The following is a 17,940-nucleotide window of genomic DNA, read 5'->3' as shown; positions in this document are numbered from 1 at the left end:
ATTCGCTCTCTTTTTTTATAAAGTGAAACTTTAATCCCGCACCAATAAGGTGTTTACTGTCCACAAATAAGGGGTAAAAGTAAGGGGAATGAGAGATGGATATATACTTATTAATCGTCACGTTACTTGCAATCGCAATTGTTATTTTAGGGGTATCATGGTGGAAATGGCATGCATTTATTAGTTTAACAGTTGCGAGTTTATTTTTAGCTATTATGTCTGGACTGAATTTAACGAAAATAGTGACTGCCTATGAAACTGGTGTTGGTAGTGTACTAGGGCATTTAGTTGGTATTTTGGCACTTGGAACTATCTTAGGGAAAATGATGTCTGATTCAGGGGCAGGCATGCAAGTTGCAGATTTCTTTATTCGATTTTTCGGCGTAAAAAAATTACCTTGGGCTATGTTATTTGCAGGTTTTGTTATAGGGATTCCCGTCTTTTTTGAAGTAGGGATTGTCATTTTATTACCACTTGTTATTTCAATTCGAAAAACAACGAAGCAAAACATATTATTAATTGCTTTACCTGTTATTGCGGGATTATCTATCGTACATGGGCTAGTACCTCCGCATCCAGGGGCCATGACTGCAATTGGTATTTATAACGCGAACTTAGGAAAGGTGCTTTTATATTCATTACTTATCGCATTACCAACGGCTATTATAGCAGGCCCAATATTTGCAAAGTGGGTACATAAGAGGGTTATACCTGAAAATGAACCGGAGCTTGTTCGAGTTACGACAGTATCAACTGATTTGCCAAGTCGTAAAGTTTCATTCTTTATTATTTTATTACCAGTTGTATTGATGATTTTATCAGTAGTTGCACCATATATTTCATTACCGAAAAAGTTGACTGAATTTTTTGTGTTTATAGGAAGTCCAGTAATCGCCTTACTTATTTCATGTTTCGCAGCATTTTACTTACTCGGTATCAAACAAGGTATTAATAAAAAGATGATTAAAAAATTAACAGATGAAAGTTTATTGCCTGTCGGTTCTATTATTTTAATAATTGGTGCAGGCGGTGGATTTAAACAAATATTAATTGAAAGCGGCGTTGGAACAGCTATTGCACAAATGGCAGAACATATATCGTTATCACCAATTGTATTAGCTTTCATGGTAGCTGGATTAATTCGAATTGCAACAGGTTCAGCTACAGTAGCATTAACGACAGCGGCAGGGATTGTTTCACCAGTTATTCAGCACATGTCTGGTGTGAATTTAGAGCTTCTCGTTATTGCAACCGGTGCAGGTTCGTTAATGTTTTCTCACGTAAATGATGCTGGTTTCTGGCTTGTAAAAGAGTATTTAGGTTTGACGGTGAAGGAAACGTTTAAAACGTGGACGGTGCTGGAGACATTGTTATCATTTATTGCATTCGGTTTTGCCCTTTTGTTAAATATGTTTCTTTAAAAGATACCTAAATAGGTATCTTTTTTTTTGATTAAGCCCAATTTCTAAAACAAGCCCGTTTTTAGGTAAGCCAAGCTTCCTATTCGCCCTGAAAACATAATATAAATGGAATCCCCTCATTTAGAACAAGAGGAACTTGTTATGAATGATACTAAAGGAGGAATAGGGTAATGAGCGAAAAGTGTGAACACAGACATGATGATTGCGACCGTAGACGTGGATGCGGAGGCGGTTTTGCGCTTCTAATCGTATTGTTTATTTTATTAATTATCATCGGTGCTAGCTGCTTCGGCGGAGGCGGCGGTTGTGGCTATGGTGGTTATGGCGGTTACGGCGGCGGCTATGGTGGATATTGCTGCTAATTATTAAAAACTATTGAAAATGGCCTTGTGCAATACGCACAAGGCCATTTTATTCATATTTTTATATGCTGTGATAATTTATTAATGTACAGAGAACGGATTAAGAAGAAGAAAATAATCTCGATAATCCCGAAAAAGGTGAGTACGATACATGTCTCTTTTAGTAAGGAGAAAGAAAACATGCTTTGTAAAAACTTAACCGCAAATAACGTGTGAACACCAGCAACGATGTAAGGAACAAAAAATAAAATTCCTAATTGAATGGTTGCAGAGCGAAACATTTCTAATTCAGTTAAGCCAAGCTTTGTAATCGTAATATACTTTTGTCTTTCAGTTGTTAAGTCATTATACATACGGAAATATAAGACACTAGCCGCACCGATAAAGAAGATAAAACCAAGAAATGCCCAAATAAAGAATTGAGCAACTGCATTTCCTTTACCGTAAATGAGTTCATCCGTAGCCGTATGTATGAAGAAAGGAACTTGAGCTTTCTCTTCTGTATGCTTTTCGTAGAACTCACGTGCATCACCACTAATAACGCGTAACATATTTCTGGTTGGAACTATTGCATTTTCCCAGTTTTCTACGAAGTAGTTATAGATTACGGTTGTTTCAATATGAGGAATCATATTATCAAATACATAATCTTGTACGACAGCTAAATGTGGGAATGCAAAGGATGGTTCTATTCCCTTATTAATAAACCCTTTAATATGAAATTCTTTTTTATTAGATCCGAGTGTAATCGTATTTTGCTTTGCAAATGGATTAGATACGAGATCGAGAAGTTCTGGTGAGTGGCGAGAAATAATATACACTTCTGTAGAATCGATTGTTATTTCCGGTCTTTTCAATTGTTGGGCGATTGCGTTATAATCGCTCATCTTCATAAGCATAATATCTTCTTTTGAAGCTGTATCTTTTAAGACTGTAAACTTATATTTTTTGTACTGAAAATTACTAGTTGTAAGCTCCGTTTCAATTGTAGAAATATGCTTTTGTTCAAGGGAATTGTCACCTTCTGATGTATAAGTGAAGGGGACGGGATATCGCTCTAGTACTGATGCCTTCGTATTGTTATTAGCGGCGAATAACCCAATAATAATTGTAAATGCAAGTGCAGATAGCATAGAAACGATAAAGAGTACGTTAATATTACTACGGGTACGAGCAACTAAGTCCGAAATCCATAACATATTTATTTGTTTCAAATAAAACTTTCTACGCTTCTTTAAAATATAGATAAAAAGAAGAAATGTTTGTGAAAAGAATAAATATGTCCCGACTACTACGAGCGGTAAAATAGATAACATAATAAAAAAGACAGATCCATTTTGCACATTTTTTTCCGTTACGTAGCCTCGTGGATAACCAGCGATATAATAGCATAGCCCTAAACAAATTAAAGCGAATAAAGAGATGAGTATAGATGGTCTTTTTTCAGCTGGCATTTTCTTGTTCCCTTTAATGAGGTGGGCTGTTTTTCGAGTACGAATAAACATTGGTGTAAACGTAGAAACGATTAAAAATAAAATGATAAACGTTACGGTTGTAACGATAATCGCTTCTGTTGGCCAATATAAATAGAGACCTTTGGCATTTGTTAATTTCGAAGTGACTAATAAGAAAAAGTTAGAAAATACAAGGCCACCTTGAATGCCGATAAAGATAGACAATATCCCGATTATCATATTTTCAGTAAATAACAGTCTTTTTAATTGTCTCTGTGAGATACCGAGAATTGTGAGTATCCCGAATTGTTGCTTCCGTACATTTAAAAATGTTCCAATTGAATATAAGAGAAAGAAGAACGAGAACATAACAATCACAAGCTGTGCTGTACTAGCTAAGTTCATTAGAGGATCACGTTCTTGGAAACTTTGTACACTTTGTAACCGCGGGTGATACGCGTATACAGTAAATGAAAAGAAAACCATGATAGAAAAAGCACTACTTACAAAATAAGCGAAATATGCTTTAGAATTACGCGAGACATTTTTAAATGCAAATTGCCAAAATGTCATCCACGTCTTCCTCCTAATAACGCTAGAACATCTAATATTTCCTGATAAAATTTCTCGCGATATAGCCCGCGGTGCAGTTCGTTGTAAAGTTCGCCATCTTTAATGAAAATGACGCGGTTACAATAACTTGCGGCAAACGGATCGTGCGTAACCATTAAAATCGTTGCATCTTCTTCTTTATTTAATTTCGTAAATAGCTCCATTACGTCAATTGCCGCTTTTGAATCTAAGTTCCCTGTTGGTTCATCAGCAAGTAGAAGTGAGGGGTGATGGATAACAGCACGTGCAACTGCAGTACGCTGTGCTTGTCCTCCAGAAACTTCAAAAATACGTTTGTCCAAAATATGATCGATTCCAAGCTTTTTTGAAATGTTATCAAGCTTTTCGTCCATTTCTTTTAACGGAACATTATCTAACGTTAAAGGCAGTACGATATTTTCACCAATTGTTAGTGTATCTAGTAGATTAAAATTTTGGAAAACAAATCCTAACTCTTGGCGACGGAAAATGGCTAACTTCTCTCTACGAAATGTGTGCGGTTTTTTTCCGTTAATCACGACATCACCAGAAGTAGGGGAATCAATTGTAGAAATAACGTTTAAAAACGTAGATTTACCGCTACCAGATGGCCCCATGATAGCAACAAATTCACCTTTATCTACGTGTAAATTTATATTTTTTAAAGCGGTATGAGGTACTTTTCCCTCATACACTTTTGAGACGTTTTTTATGTGTAATACTTCTTCCATAATAATCACCTTTCTATTCTCTAAAACTTAATGTGTTGTGATAATTTTTGCATATAAAAGGAACGAATTAAAAGGAAAAATAAAATTTCAACTGTTCCAAAAATCAACAGTACGACTGTAATTTCAGCGAAGAACGAGAGATGTAATATTTCTTGTAGCATCTTTGTCGCAAACATCGTATGGATTGATGCCATAATGTAAGGTACGAAGAAAAGAATCGCAAGCTGAATTGTCGCTGAACGTTTCATTTCAGTCTCAGTTAAGCCTATTTTTGTAATCGTTATATATTTTTCTTGCTCACTTGTTAAATCTGTATACATCCGGAAGTAAAGAACACTGCCAGCACCGATAAAGAAAATAACTCCTAGGAAAGTACCAATTAAGAAGAACGAAGCGACATTTAGTTTTGTCTTATATAGAGAATCGCTCGCTTCACTTGCATGGAAAGGTGGATGCTCTGCTTGAATTGCTGCATTATCGGTGTCAATTTTTGTGATAAACGATGAACCGATATTATGTGCTTTTTCCCAATCTGTAACTTTGAAGTTATATACACTCATTTGTTTGGAAACGGTGGATAAGGCTTCTACATTTTCATCAGATAGTATGAGTAATTGGTATATTAAGCTGTTTGGGAATGGGCTATAGCTTTTGTATTCTTTCACTTGTAGTTGTAAATTGTTTTGAGTAAGTGTAAGTGTATTTTTCTGTTCTTTATTATGAAGCGTTCCAATAACTTGATCATCTAAGTCTTTCATAAGAATATAAGATTCATTCTTATTTACCGTGAGCGTTTCCCAATTTAAAGCCTTAGCAAGTACATTATAGTCACTTTGTTTAATGGCATAATAGAGCTGCGTGTTATCTTCAGCTGAAGATACTTCATATATATCTGTTTTAAATTTTGTATAAGTAAAGTGCTCTTCATTAAATTTCTGCTCTAACCAGTTTAAATGTTCATCAGCTAACGTATTTTCAGTATGCGATAAATAAGTAAACGGGAAAGGGTTTTGTCTAATCGCATCAAACTTTGTAAATTTCCCGAATCCATATAAGAATGTAATCATTGTAAAAGCGAGCGTCGATAGCATCGCCACAATAAAGAGCATATTAATATTCGTACGAATACGTGATGCTAGATCAGAAATCCAAAGCATATTAATTCGTTTCATATAAAACGTTCTTCGCATTTTTAAAATACGAAGAAGTAAAAAACTAATTTGTGAAAAGAAAAAGTATGTTCCAGCTGCAATAAGCGATGGGATGACAAATATACTAGAGACGGCATATAAAAGCCCAATTATGTCACCAAGCGACATAAAATACAGTGGATTTGCGGCTAACGCATATCCACATATTAAACAGGTCGCACCAAATAGAGAGATGAGAACGGATGCTTTTCTTTCTTTTTGTTTTGTTCCTTCTTTTAAAAGACGTACGGCTTTTCTCGTACGAATGAGCATCGGTGTAAAAGATGATACGAGAATGAAGAGCCCAAGAAAGATGATGATAGTTAAAACGATAGCACTTGTAGGCGGATATAAATATAAACCAGGTACGTGTGTAATTTTGGCGGTAACTAATAAAAAGAACTGTGAAAAGACAACTCCAAGTTGAATACCAAAAAATATAGAAAGAGCACCAATTAACATATTTTCTATAAATATGAGTCGTTTTAATTGTTTTTGAGATATGCCAAGTACTGTTAAAATCCCGAACTGTTTTTTTCGTACTTTTAAAAACGTCCCGATTGAATACAGTAAAAAGAAAAATGAAAAGAACACAATGACAACTTCTGAAATTGTCATTAATATGTTCAGAGCATAATTCACGTCTGTCATATGCAATTTCGGATGGAATAAATAAACTGCAAATGAGAAAAAGATTGCAATGGAGAACGCACTGCTTACAAAATAGGCAAAATAAGCTCTGGCGTTCCGCGTCACGTTTTTAAAGGCAAACTGCCAAAATGTCATTCACCTGAACCTCCTATTGGGATGAGCATGAAAAAGGAGGGATGAGATCCCACCTTCTCATGTGATAACTTTTTTAATATGTTAACCATTCGTATACTGTGATAATTTTTGCATATAAAGTGAACGAATGAATAAGAAAAATACGATTTCAACGAATCCAAAAATAATAAGAACGGCTGAAACTTCTTTGAACAGAGATAAACCAATTACATCTTGTAGCATTTTTGTTGCGAACATTGTATGAATGGATGCCATAATGTACGGAATGAAAAATAAAATACTAAGTTGAATGGTTGCAGATCGTTTCATCTCTGTATCTGTTACACCGATTTTAGAAATCGTTATATATTTCTCTTGTTCGTTCGTCAAATCCGTATACATTCTAAAGTAAAGAACGCTACCAGCTCCAATGAAGAAAATAACTCCTAAAAATGTCCCAATTAGGAAAAATGCAGCACTGCCTGATGTTATTTTGTATAACGAACCTGCTGATTCAAAGGAACGAATAAGAGGTCCTTCATACTGGGATTTATTTCGATCTTTTTGCACTTTTTCTATAAAATTATCAGCAATTTCATATGTCTGTTCCCAGTTTTGAATTTTGTAATTGTATGCTGATATATGTTTTACGGTGTTAGGTAAGTTATTTACGATAATATCAGGCAACACTATCGTTTGATATGAAAAGTCAGATGGGATTGCGTTTACATGCTCATAGCCTTTTACTCGTAATTTCGTATTTGTACTAGAGAGTGTAATGTAATCTCTTTTGTAGCTTTGCTCAAATTCGTTGAATATGGTGATATAAGATGTCCCTGTTAGCACATATGCTTCGTTATCATCCATAAATAGTTGTTTCATTCGTAAAGAATCTGCAAGTTTGTTATAGTCACTTTGCTTAATTGCGTATACGTCATTATAAATAGCTATATCTTTATCTTCTTTTAGTGGTGTTTCATATATATCAGCTTTTATTTTTTGATAAGGGAAATGCTCTTTTTGTAATTGTTGCTCAAGCCAATTTAAATGCTCTGTAACAAAAGGGTTCGCATCATAAGAAAAATAAGAAATTGGAAAAGGAGAAGTTCTATTAACTTCTAGCTTAATAAATTTCCCGAATCCATATAGAAACGTAATCATTGTGAAAGCAATTGTAGATAGCATTGCTACAATAAAAAGCATATTAATATTCGTTCGAATACGGCTCGCTAAATCCGAAATCCAAAGCATATTAATCCGTTTCATATAAAACTTCCTTCTTTTCTTTAAAATATAAATCAGTAAGAAACTAATTTGTGAAAAGAAGAAATATGTTCCGATTGTAACAAGCATTGGGATAACGAAAATACTTGAAACCATATATATAACACCGATTTGCGGGCTTACTGATACGAAATATTTAGGATTTCCAGCTAACGCATAACCACCAAATAAACAAATCGCACCAAATAATGAAACAAGTATGGATGGTTTTCTTTCTTTTTGTTTTCCACCATTTGTTTTTAAAAGGTGTACCGCTTTTTTTGTACGAATAAGCATTGGTGTGAATGCAGATACAATGATAAAAAGACTAAGGAAAACAATGGTTGTTAAAATAAACGCGTTAGTAGGACCGTATAAATATATTCCTGGAACATGCGTAAGTTTGGATGTTACTAATAAGAAAAATTGAGAAAAAACAACTCCAAACTGCATGCCGAAAAATATAGATAAAATCCCGATTAACATATTCTCCATAAAAACAAGACGATGTAATTGTTTTCTCGATATTCCTAAAATGGTCAAAACACCAAATTGTTTTTTTCTAACTTTTAAAAAAGTACCAATGGAATATAGTAAAAAGAAGAAAGAGAAAAATACAATTACTACTTCTGAAAATATCATTAATCCTGAAATTTCAGAAGTCATGTCAAAGTTTTGTAATTTCGGATGGAATAAGTAAACAGCAAACGAAAAGAACACAGCAATGGAAAAGGAGCTACTTACAAAGTAAGCAAAATAAGCTCTTGAGTTGCGCGTGACGTTTTTAAATGCAAATTGCCAAAATGTCATAGATTATACCTCCGGCTAGAAGATATAGAAGTAGTTGTATTGCAAAAAATGTATGAGAGTGAGTTCTCATACATTTTGCTTGCATATGTTACGATCATGCTTCGGTCACCTTCTCCGTATGTTCTGCTTGATTATTTGCAGCGTTGTGGAAGATGATTTTAATCGTCGTTCCTTTACCAACTTCAGAATCTAGTTTGACAGAGTGACCTAAATAATCACAAATTTTACTTACAATATAAAGGCCCATACCAGTAGATTCTCCGAATGCGCGACCGTTTTTCCCAGTGTAAAACGGTTCAAATACTCTTCGAATATCTTCTTGCGGAATACCAACACCTTCATCACGAACTTCTAAAATAATATCTTTTCCGTTTCGATAAGCAGATAAGAATACTTTCTTTCCGCGTTCACCAGAGTAACGAACTGCATTTGTCATTAACTGATAGATGATAAATTTTAGCCATTTCGCATCAGAAGCAACTTTTAAATCAGAATGGACTTCTAAAACAGGGAAGACACCATTACGAATGAATAGTTCTTTTAATCCGTTAATATTTTTTGTTACCGTATCTTTTAATGAAATTGTCTCAACATGGAAATCTTCATGGAAGTTATTTAACCTAGCCATGTATAAAGCCATATCAAGCCCTTGGTTTAGACGCTCTAATTCTTTTTTAAACTTTGGAATTAAATGCTCGTCTTCCATTTCTAGCACCATAAGCTGCATAACAGAAACAGGTGTCTTCATTTGATGTACCCAATGGTTAATAAATAATTGATGTTCTTGTTGTTTTACTTCATACGATTGTAGTTCTTTTTGGAAGAGGCGGTACTGCGTACGCACGAGTTCATTGACACCGTGAGGCATCGGAGCAGTTGCTCTTTCAATAAATGCATCTTCCATTTTTTCTGGTTGCTCACTTAATCTATGGTACATTCTACGATTGCGAACGTAACGGTAAGCGAGGAAACAAATAAATAAGTATAGGCTTAAAACGACGAAGTAAAATTTATTATTTTGAAATCCATCTACTGCATCATAAAGAACGAAAATGATACCGAAGTTTAATACGTACAGTAGGAAAAATGCAAAATGATCACGTAAAAATAACTTCATGCTTATTCACTCCAAGTTGCGTTAAAGCGATATCCAAGTCCACGTACTGTTTCAATAGAGTTCTCAATGCCAAGCTCATTAAACTTTTTACGAAGACGTGTAATGTTTACGTTTAATGTATTTTCCTCAACGAAACTTTCGTCATCCCAAAGCGCAGCTAATAAATCTTCACGGCTCGCTGTACGAGGAAATTTAGATAATAACATTTCTGCTAAAATTGCCTCTTTCTTTGTTAAAAGAACTTGTTCAGATCCAAAATGAATTTCTGGACGTTCAGGGAATAGTTTTAATCCTTCTACTTCAACGATACGTTCTGAAATATTTGGTGCATAATCACCGTAAATACGGCGTAATTGTCCTTTAATTTTCGCCATCACAACGTCGTAGTGGAATGGTTTTGTAATGTAATCATCCGCACCGCTTTCAATTGCCATAATTTGTTCCATCTCACCAGCACGCGCTGAAATGAAAATAATTGGACAAGTAGATTCATGACGAATTTGACGGCACCAGTAGAAACCATCGAATTTCGGTAAGTTTACATCAAGTAAAACAAGATGGGGTTTCACTGCGTTAAACGATTCCATAATATCATCGAAATTCTCCGCTACCACAGCCTCATAACCGTACTTCTGAATGTGAGATTGCAGTAATGATGAAATATTTGGATCGTCTTCAACGATTAAAATTTTATACATATGTATATTCCTCCTCAGAAAAACAATTGTAGCTATAGTGTATCATGTGTTTCAAGTCTTTTCATTATGTTGAAAGATAAGCTAGTAAACAGTATAGGTTAAAAGTGAGAAAAGTAAAAAGGGCGCTGGATACAATTGACAAATAACGGTAATCGGTTTAATATTTAGATAAATATCTAAATGTCTAATTATCGAAAGGAAGAAAGACATTGAATCAAGCATTCAAAGCATTAGCAGATCCAACAAGGCGAAAAATTTTAGACTTATTAAAAGAAGGTGATCTAACCGCTGGTGAGATTGCTGAACATTTCAATATGACAAAACCAAGTATTTCACACCACTTAAACGCACTTAAAAATGCTGAACTTATTCAAGATGAAAAGAAAGGGCAATTCGTTGTGTACTCTTTAAACACAACGGTCTTTCAAGATTTGTTGACTTGGGTGTTTACATTTACGAATAAGGGGGAAGAGGGGAAATGAAAAAACATCTTTTTGCAATCTTATTAATCGTTATAATTTGTTTAGCTTGGGCGTTTGCTTGGCCACATTTGCCGGATACAATTGCAACGCATTGGAGCGGTGGTAAGGTAGATGGGTATTCTTCTAAATTGTATGGAATGCTTTCTATGGTTGGAATTATGATTGTTTTATATATTTTTCTCAACCTGTTACCAAAGATTGATCCAAAGAAAGCAAACTACGAGAAGTTTTCTAAAGCTTTTATGATGATAAATAACGGGATACTACTGCTACTATTTGTAGGAAATATAGATATTATCACAAGTGGATTAGGATACAATTTATTCATTAATCGCGTGCCTGAATTATTAGTTGGTATTTTATTTATAGTCATCGGAAACTATTTACCACAATGTAAACCAAATTATTTTGTAGGTATAAAAACACCGTGGACGTTAAGTAACGAAGAAGTATGGAGAAAGACGCATCGCTTTAGCGGAAAGGTGTTTGTTGTATTAGGAATTATTATGATTCTAAGTGTTTTTGCACCAGTAACGTGGAAATCTTTCGTAATGGGTGGAATTATTATCGGTGCAGTAGGGCTCACGATGGGATATTCATATATTGCTTATAAAAAAGAAATAGGGGCTTAATAAAAAATTATGGGGGAGAGAGGATGAAAAGACACGTATTACCATGGAGTTTAATTATTGGCATTGTAATTGGATGGTATATTGTATGGCCACATTTACCAGAACAAATTCCACGTCATTATAATGCGGCAGGAGTAGTAGATGGATATTTTTCTAAAGTAGAAGCAAGTTCTGTTTCAATAGGTAGCATGATGTTGCTGTATTTGATATGGCTAGCTCTTGGGTATATTGACGTAACGAAAGATAAGTATAAACAGCATGCTAAAGTCCTTTCCGCAGTCCATTATGCAATTCTTTTAATAGGATTCGGTTGTAACTTATTTGCGCTATTAGCAGCGTCTAATTATATTGCATCGGGCTCAATTGCATTTAATTTTGGACTTGGAACATTGTTTCTTGTACTAGGTAATTACATGCAACAAACGAAGCCAAACGGGTTAGTAGGCATTCGAATGGACTGGACATTAGAAAATCCTGTAGTTTGGAGGAAAACACATAGATTTGCTTCGAGGGTATTTGTAATAGGTTCACTTTGTATATATGCCGGGGCTTTGCTTCCAGATCCATTTAATATTTTTATAGGGATTGGAATCATATTAATATGCATTATCGTATCAACAATAAAGTCATATAGTATTTATAAAGAAGAGTTGAAAATGTAAATAAAGCTGCTTTTCCTTTTAGGGAAGAGCAGCTTTGTTTTTAGGTTATTCAAATTACTATATTTAATAAGTTATATTCAAATTTTTAATTAACCAAGGCTTTATCAATGACAGAACTGTTATAGGTTGCATAGCTTTAGTGTGATCCATATCATTTCCTCTTAAGATTTCTATATCCCATCCAAGATGTTCTAACTTTTGTTTGTTTTTTTGAAGTATACCAATAATATCAACTACTACATTGCCAAAATTTTCACCGTAAACAATAGTGTCTTTTTCCCCAGAAAACGCTAATCTCGGAATGATTAGTTTATGTTGGATGTCTTGATCATCAAACTCCATCAAATTCTCGTACATTGTAACAAACTGTTTAGTTTGACTCATGTCGATCTTTATCTGTATGTTATCCCAATCAATTTTTTCAGGATTAATATGTGCTTGATCAATAACAGGAGAATTGTGATTATTCACAGCTTGCTCGTATGTTTTATTTGTTACTACCATCATTTCTTTATATGGACCATCTATTGGTGGAAACCCGCCCATGATTATACTGTCTAATCTATCCGTTCGAATGGCTAATTGTAATCCGGCTAAAGCTAACCAAGAGTAACCATAATAACTAAACTTATTAATATTCATTTCGTCAGCAATTGTTAATAGGTCTTTTACTATATTTTCAGGTGTGAGATTCTCTGGATTTGGATGTTGCAAACGATGGCCTTCGTAGTCAAAATATAAAATCTGAAACTTATCTATGAGTCCATCAATAAAATGTTTTCCAAATTCAGGATCTACTCCCCACAACTTTAAAGTTTCAGCATCTTGCCCATATACAGATTCTTTAGCAACTGGGAGCATGATTGTTCTAAATTTTGGATTTCCAACCAAACCAACCTTTAATACTGATTCGTCCGTAAGTTTTATGATTTTCTCCATTTCTATCACTCCTAAATTGTTTATACTAAAATCATATAACATTCATGCAATCTTCCGGATTTATGATTTTTTTCTCGTATATATAAGGATTTTATTTGAAATATGTTAATGTAGCACTTGAAGGTTTTACTTTAAAAAGGAGTTAATAAATGAAGACATATAGTCCTAAACAAATTGCGAATGTCTTAAATGTTAGCACAACAACTTTGAGAAGATATGAAGAACAAAATCTCATTCCTGTTGTGCCAAGAACGGAAAGTAATCACCGGTTTTATACATCGATACACTTTCAAGCATTTATTACCATTAGAGCATTATTAAAAGGATATGATATACCTATTGTTTATAAAGTTATGAGGATGATTAAAAACGTAAAGTTTGAAGAAGCACTTTGGTTAATTAATGAACAGCAATTCAATATTCAGGTGGAGAAAAAACGAGTAGAAGAAATACTAAACATGATTCGAAATGCTGATTTTACTAAATATAAAAATGTAGAGTTAAATGAACGCATGAGCATTGGAGAGGCTGCAAACATAGCAGGCGTAAATACTTCGGCTATCCGTCATTGGGAACATGAAGGGTTAGTCCACTCAGAAAGAAATAAAGAAAACGGTTATAGAATGTTTCCAATATCTGAACTGCGTAAAATACTGGTTATAAGCAGTTTGAGAAAAACCGTGTATTATATAGAAAATATGAAAAGCTTGCTAGATGATTTAGAAACATTACACTATGGAAAAATTGAACGTTCCTTTCAGTTGGCTTTAGAAAACTTGAACAATCAACTATTACTCCAATTTAAAGGAATTGAAGAACTGATGAAATATATACACTTTTACGAGTAAGCAAATATGTAAAAAGAGCTAGGCACAATGCTTAGCTCTTTTCCTTTTGTTATCACTTCTTCAAAACCGGTATCCAAATTTCACTTTTAAAGTTTGGAGAAGATATATCTTTCTGTTCATTCCACAATATCTCCGGTCCTTCCGCTAGTTCATAGTTCGAAGAAGGGAACCATTCAGAATAAATACGTCCCCATACATTTTGTAATGCATCAGGAAATGGACCGACAGCTTCAAATATAGCCCATGTTGAAGCTGCGACTTCAAGTTGCGCGAATTGCTCTGGACAATCCTTTGTTGTGGCTACTCCAATATAGTGATCGAGTTCGCCTTTTTCCTCCATTCTTCCTTCAGAAAAATTAGTGGAAGCACTAATAATTCCAGTAGGTTCAATGTTTGAAAGGGACTTTAATGTTTGAATAGACTCTGGGTTTAAACTTTTCCACATAGAAGCAATTTCTTCATTTACACCGTTAAAAACGATTGGTACTCGTTTTGTAATACCTATAATTCGAAAGGGGTCTTTTTCTTCAATTCGATAATTCATTTCATTTCCTCCTTGAATGGATAACTGGAAGGTCATTGGTGAATAAGCCTTCAAAGAATGGCTACTATTTCGGGCCTCTGAAGGTGTTATACCGTGCAAGTTTTGAAATGCACGAGCGAATGAATCTGGTGAGTTGTAGCCATATTTTATAGCGACATCAATGACTTTTACATTGCTGTTTTTTAGTTCAAAGGCAGCGAGAGTAAGACGTCTACAGCGAATATAATCAGATAGTGATATGCCTGCTAAAAACGAAAACATTCTTTTAAAGTGATACTCAGAACAGAGAGCTAGCCTCGCAACTTCTTTAAAATCAATTTCATTCGTAAGGTTACCTTCAATATAGTGCATTGCAGTATTCATATTTTTAAGTGAATCCATATTATGACCTCCTCTGTACATAGAATAACAGGAACGAAATAACCCCATCCGACATTTCGTGCACAACTTTGTAGGTGCATTTTTTACCTTACAAAATTGTAATGTTCCTGTAAGGAGAATGAATGGATGGTATGATATCCCAATGTTATAGTAGCAAAGTACTTTAATTCATTATGTTAACTTTTTGATGTCTTTACTTATGTGCCTTACATAACTGTCATGTTTGTGTAAGAAACATCGATAGTGGCAAGAGTAGAGAGTGTATATAGTTGAAAATAGAGAATAGAAGAAATGAGGGATGTCGAGATGAAAACAGTGTTAGAAGCAAAAAATATCGAAAAAGTGTATGACACGGGTGGTAATAAATTTGCAGCGTTAAAAGGTATTAACTTACAAGTAAAAGAAGGTGAATTCGTTGGAATTATGGGACCTTCTGGTTCTGGTAAGACGACTTTACTAAATGTTCTTTCTACAATTGATAATGCGACGAACGGTGAAATTTTAATTGATGGAAAAGATATTGTGAAGATGAATGATGATAAGTTAGCATTATTCCGCCGCGATCATTTAGGTTTCATTTTCCAAGATTATAACTTATTAGATACGTTAACAGTGAAAGAGAATATTGCTTTACCACTTGCGTTATCAAAGGTGAAAGCGAGTGAGATTGATCGCCGCGTTCTTGAAATCTCAAAGAAATTTGGTATTGATCATATTTTAAGTCAGTTCCCATATCAAGTGTCAGGTGGACAGAAGCAGCGCTGCGCAGCATCACGTGCAATTGTTACGAATCCAAGTATGATTTTCGGAGACGAGCCAACTGGAGCGCTTGATTCTAAATCTGCAACAGATTTACTTGAAAGTATGAAGTCATTAAATGAATATGATAACTCAACAATTTTAATGGTAACGCATGATGCATTTGCGGCGAGTTATTGTAAACGAGTTATTTTCATTAAAGATGGTGAACTATATAAAGAATTGCACCGCGGTGAATCAACGCGTAAACAGTTCTTCCAAAAAGTCGTTGACGTAATGTCTTCTATTTCTGGAGGTATGGCTGATGACCTTATCTAGCATTGCCCTCCGCAACATACAGCGGAACTTTAAAGACTACTTTGTATATTTTGCATCAATGATATTTAGTATTGTAATTTACTTTACATTTAAAGCACTGCAATATAATTCACAAATGGAAAAAGCAGCAGAAGCTTCTAAAAAGATTAGTGGTGCATTTCAAGTTTCAAGTGTGATGCTTATCATTTTCGTAGCAGTGTTTATTATATATTCGAACGGATTCTTTACACGTAAACGTAAAAAAGAAGTTGGCTTATATTCGTTACTAGGTATTCGGAAAAGACAAATTGGTAAAATGCTCTTTTATGAAAATATGTTAATGGGATTAATGTCATTAGTAATCGGGATTGCGATCGGTAGTGTCCTTTCAAAATTATTCCTTGAGTTATTAGTAAATATGATGGGATTAAATTTAAACGTTCATTTTGAAGTACCGATGGCTGCGATTATTGATACAGCAATTATTTTCTTTGTGATTATTTTATATACATCACTTCAAGGGTATCGTTTAATTTATCGCTTTAAGTTAATTGAACTTTTCCGCGCAGAGCGTGAAGGAGAAGCAATGCCAAAAGGATCCGTAATTATGGCGTTAATTTCAGTTTTCTTAATCGGCTCAGGTTATTTCTTAGCGTTAATGTTTATGAAGGCAGTTATGTATGCAAACTTTATGGCAGTCGCACTTTATATATTACTTGCGACAGTATTAGGTACGTATTTACTATTTATGTTCTTTACAGTATTCGTATTGAAACGTGCAAGAAATAATAAATCATCGTTTTATAACGGTATGAATATGATAACGACGTCACAGTTACTATATCGTATTAAAGGAAATGCAAAGTCACTTGCGACAATTTCTATTTTAAGTGCAGTAACATTAACGGCGGTTGGTACGTCAGTTACGATGTATTACAACACATTTACACAATCAAAAGCAGTTGCACCATACAGCTACTCTTATGAGAAGAAAGATGCAGAACTAGATAAGAAAGTAAATGCGATTTTTGCTGAAGAGAAAGAGAATCACCCTGTAAAAGATCAATTTGAAGTTGAGATGGTTCCTGTAAAAGGAAAGTTTGAAGGAGCTAAAGTCGATTTCATCTTTAATATGAACTACAGTATCTCAGAGAAATATCAATTTATATCTCAATCTGAATTCAACAAACTTGCGAAAAAAATCGATGCGGAAACAGTGAATATAGCTACTGGCGAAGCATTTATATATGATAGTTCTTATATGGAAGGGTATGAGTTTAGCCCTGAATATAAAGGAAATAAAGCGGTATTCCAAATTGGAAATGAAACGAAGACATTGACGATCCAAGGTGCAAATAATAATGCAATTACGAACTTAGGTGAATTAGTTGTTGTCGTTTCAGATGAAATGTATGAACAGGCGAAGCAAGCATTTGGAACACGTGTTGTAAAAAATATTGATGTAAAAGATGAAAGAAACAGTAAAGTATTAACAGAAAAATTAACAAAAGTGATGCCAGCTAGTGAATCAGAAATGGCACCACCATTTAGAGACTTCTATACTGGTTTCCATATGGGACTTGAAGCAACTGGACTAATGATGTTCATCGGAATGTTCTTAGGACTTGTATTCTTACTAGCAACAGGTTCTATTATTTACTTCAAACAGCTAACAGAAGCAAGTGCAGATCGTGAGCGTTACGTTGTCCTTCATAAAGTCGGTGTAACGAAACAAGAAATGAAAAAAGCTATTGCAAAACAAGTGAGCTTTATCTTTGCAATTCCACTAGTAATCGGAATTCTACACAGTTTGTTTGCATTAAAAGGTTTAGGGAACATACTACCATTTGAAATTATGATTCCGCTTCTAATTAGTATCGGAGTATACGGCGTTATTTATATCGGATATTACTTCTTAACAGTTCGCTCTTATTATAAGATTGTGAGCGCGAAGTAATGAAAGAGTTGTTTTATCTTAGTAAAAAAGCATCCGA

Annotated in this window: 16 protein-coding genes; 8 read left to right on the top strand and 8 right to left on the bottom strand. The window is 34.4% G+C overall.

The genetic code is table 11. The features are described from left to right. Window positions 1–95 precede the first annotated feature (95 nt). Window positions 96–1,421 carry a gluconate permease GntP gene (gntP, locus tag MHI26_RS24945; RefSeq protein ID WP_061667098.1) on the top strand — a complete coding sequence of 442 codons (1,326 nt, stop codon included), beginning with the start codon at window positions 96–98 and terminating at the stop codon, window positions 1,419–1,421. 170 nt (window positions 1,422–1,591) lie between these two features. Next, a complete protein-coding gene (locus tag MHI26_RS24940) occupies window positions 1,592–1,783 on the top strand; it encodes a YjcZ family sporulation protein (protein WP_001290387.1) in 192 nt (63 codons plus the stop codon). A 53-nt stretch (window positions 1,784–1,836) separates the two neighbouring features. Here the strand turns inward: MHI26_RS24940 and MHI26_RS24935 are convergent, their stop codons facing one another. The 6 genes from MHI26_RS24935 to MHI26_RS24910 form a co-directional block, all read right to left on the bottom strand. Continuing rightward, complete coding sequence (locus MHI26_RS24935) at window positions 1,837–3,810, bottom strand: FtsX-like permease family protein (protein WP_000144948.1); 1,974 nt, start codon at window positions 3,808–3,810, stop codon at window positions 1,837–1,839. Next, window positions 3,807–4,559 (bottom strand): ABC transporter ATP-binding protein, encoded by a 753-nt coding sequence (locus MHI26_RS24930; RefSeq protein WP_000393250.1) that lies wholly within the window; start codon window positions 4,557–4,559, stop codon window positions 3,807–3,809. The genes MHI26_RS24935 and MHI26_RS24930 overlap by 4 nt, the downstream gene beginning before the upstream one ends. A 20-nt stretch (window positions 4,560–4,579) precedes the next feature. Next, window positions 4,580–6,535 carry an FtsX-like permease family protein gene (locus MHI26_RS24925; RefSeq protein ID WP_061667099.1) on the bottom strand — a complete coding sequence of 652 codons (1,956 nt, stop codon included), beginning with the start codon at window positions 6,533–6,535 and terminating at the stop codon, window positions 4,580–4,582. Window positions 6,536–6,616: 81 nt separating this feature from the next. Continuing rightward, window positions 6,617–8,587, bottom strand: a complete 1,971-nt coding sequence (locus MHI26_RS24920; protein ID WP_000145060.1) for an ABC transporter permease — start codon at window positions 8,585–8,587, stop codon at window positions 6,617–6,619. Between the two features lie 94 nt (window positions 8,588–8,681). Next, window positions 8,682–9,704, bottom strand: a complete 1,023-nt coding sequence (locus tag MHI26_RS24915) for a sensor histidine kinase (RefSeq protein WP_000765341.1) — start codon at window positions 9,702–9,704, stop codon at window positions 8,682–8,684. Window positions 9,705–9,706: 2 nt separating this feature from the next. Continuing rightward, a complete protein-coding gene (locus MHI26_RS24910; RefSeq protein WP_000276738.1) occupies window positions 9,707–10,402 on the bottom strand; it encodes a response regulator transcription factor in 696 nt (231 codons plus the stop codon). A 209-nt stretch (window positions 10,403–10,611) separates the two neighbouring features. On the opposite strand from MHI26_RS24910, the gene MHI26_RS24905 reads away from it, so the two are divergent. From MHI26_RS24905 to MHI26_RS24895, 3 genes are read left to right on the top strand one after another with little or no spacing between them, the layout of a single operon-like run. Continuing rightward, entirely contained in the window at window positions 10,612–10,884 is a 273-nt protein-coding gene (locus MHI26_RS24905; protein WP_001070526.1) for an autorepressor SdpR family transcription factor, read from the top strand. Beyond that, window positions 10,881–11,516, top strand: a complete 636-nt coding sequence (locus tag MHI26_RS24900) for an SdpI family protein (RefSeq protein ID WP_061667100.1) — start codon at window positions 10,881–10,883, stop codon at window positions 11,514–11,516. The genes MHI26_RS24905 and MHI26_RS24900 overlap by 4 nt, the downstream gene beginning before the upstream one ends. A 23-nt stretch (window positions 11,517–11,539) precedes the next feature. Continuing rightward, a complete protein-coding gene (locus MHI26_RS24895) occupies window positions 11,540–12,178 on the top strand; it encodes an SdpI family protein (protein ID WP_000820679.1) in 639 nt (212 codons plus the stop codon). A gap of 63 nt (window positions 12,179–12,241) precedes the next feature. Here the strand turns inward: MHI26_RS24895 and MHI26_RS24890 are convergent, their stop codons facing one another. Further along, on the bottom strand, window positions 12,242–13,117 hold the full coding sequence (locus MHI26_RS24890) for an alpha/beta fold hydrolase (RefSeq protein ID WP_000411236.1): 876 nt from the start codon (window positions 13,115–13,117) through the stop codon (window positions 12,242–12,244). A gap of 149 nt (window positions 13,118–13,266) precedes the next feature. Between MHI26_RS24890 and MHI26_RS24885 the strand changes: the two genes are divergently transcribed. Beyond that, entirely contained in the window at window positions 13,267–13,965 is a 699-nt protein-coding gene (locus MHI26_RS24885) for a MerR family DNA-binding transcriptional regulator (protein WP_061667101.1), read from the top strand. A gap of 52 nt (window positions 13,966–14,017) precedes the next feature. On the opposite strand, the gene MHI26_RS24880 is transcribed toward MHI26_RS24885, so the two are convergent. Beyond that, the gene (locus MHI26_RS24880) at window positions 14,018–14,890 is read right to left on the bottom strand and encodes an AraC family transcriptional regulator (protein ID WP_061667102.1); all 873 of its coding nucleotides are present in this window, start codon (window positions 14,888–14,890) and stop codon (window positions 14,018–14,020) included. A 306-nt stretch (window positions 14,891–15,196) separates the two neighbouring features. Here MHI26_RS24880 and MHI26_RS24875 point away from each other — a divergent pair, with 306 nt between their 5' ends. Together MHI26_RS24875 and MHI26_RS24870 are read left to right on the top strand one after the other, a co-directional pair. Further along, a complete protein-coding gene (locus MHI26_RS24875; RefSeq protein ID WP_000859656.1) occupies window positions 15,197–15,967 on the top strand; it encodes an ABC transporter ATP-binding protein in 771 nt (256 codons plus the stop codon). Continuing rightward, the gene (locus MHI26_RS24870; protein ID WP_061667103.1) at window positions 15,954–17,903 is read left to right on the top strand and encodes an ABC transporter permease; all 1,950 of its coding nucleotides are present in this window, start codon (window positions 15,954–15,956) and stop codon (window positions 17,901–17,903) included. Before MHI26_RS24875 ends, MHI26_RS24870 begins: the two co-directional genes overlap by 14 nt. Window positions 17,904–17,940 lie beyond the last annotated feature (37 nt).

The sequence above is a fragment of the Bacillus sp. FSL K6-1218 genome (assembly GCF_038006445.1).
In the GTDB taxonomy this organism is placed as follows: Bacteria; Bacillota; Bacilli; order Bacillales; family Bacillaceae_G; genus Bacillus_A; species Bacillus_A thuringiensis_S.
This window is presented reverse-complemented; position numbering and strand designations above follow the sequence as displayed.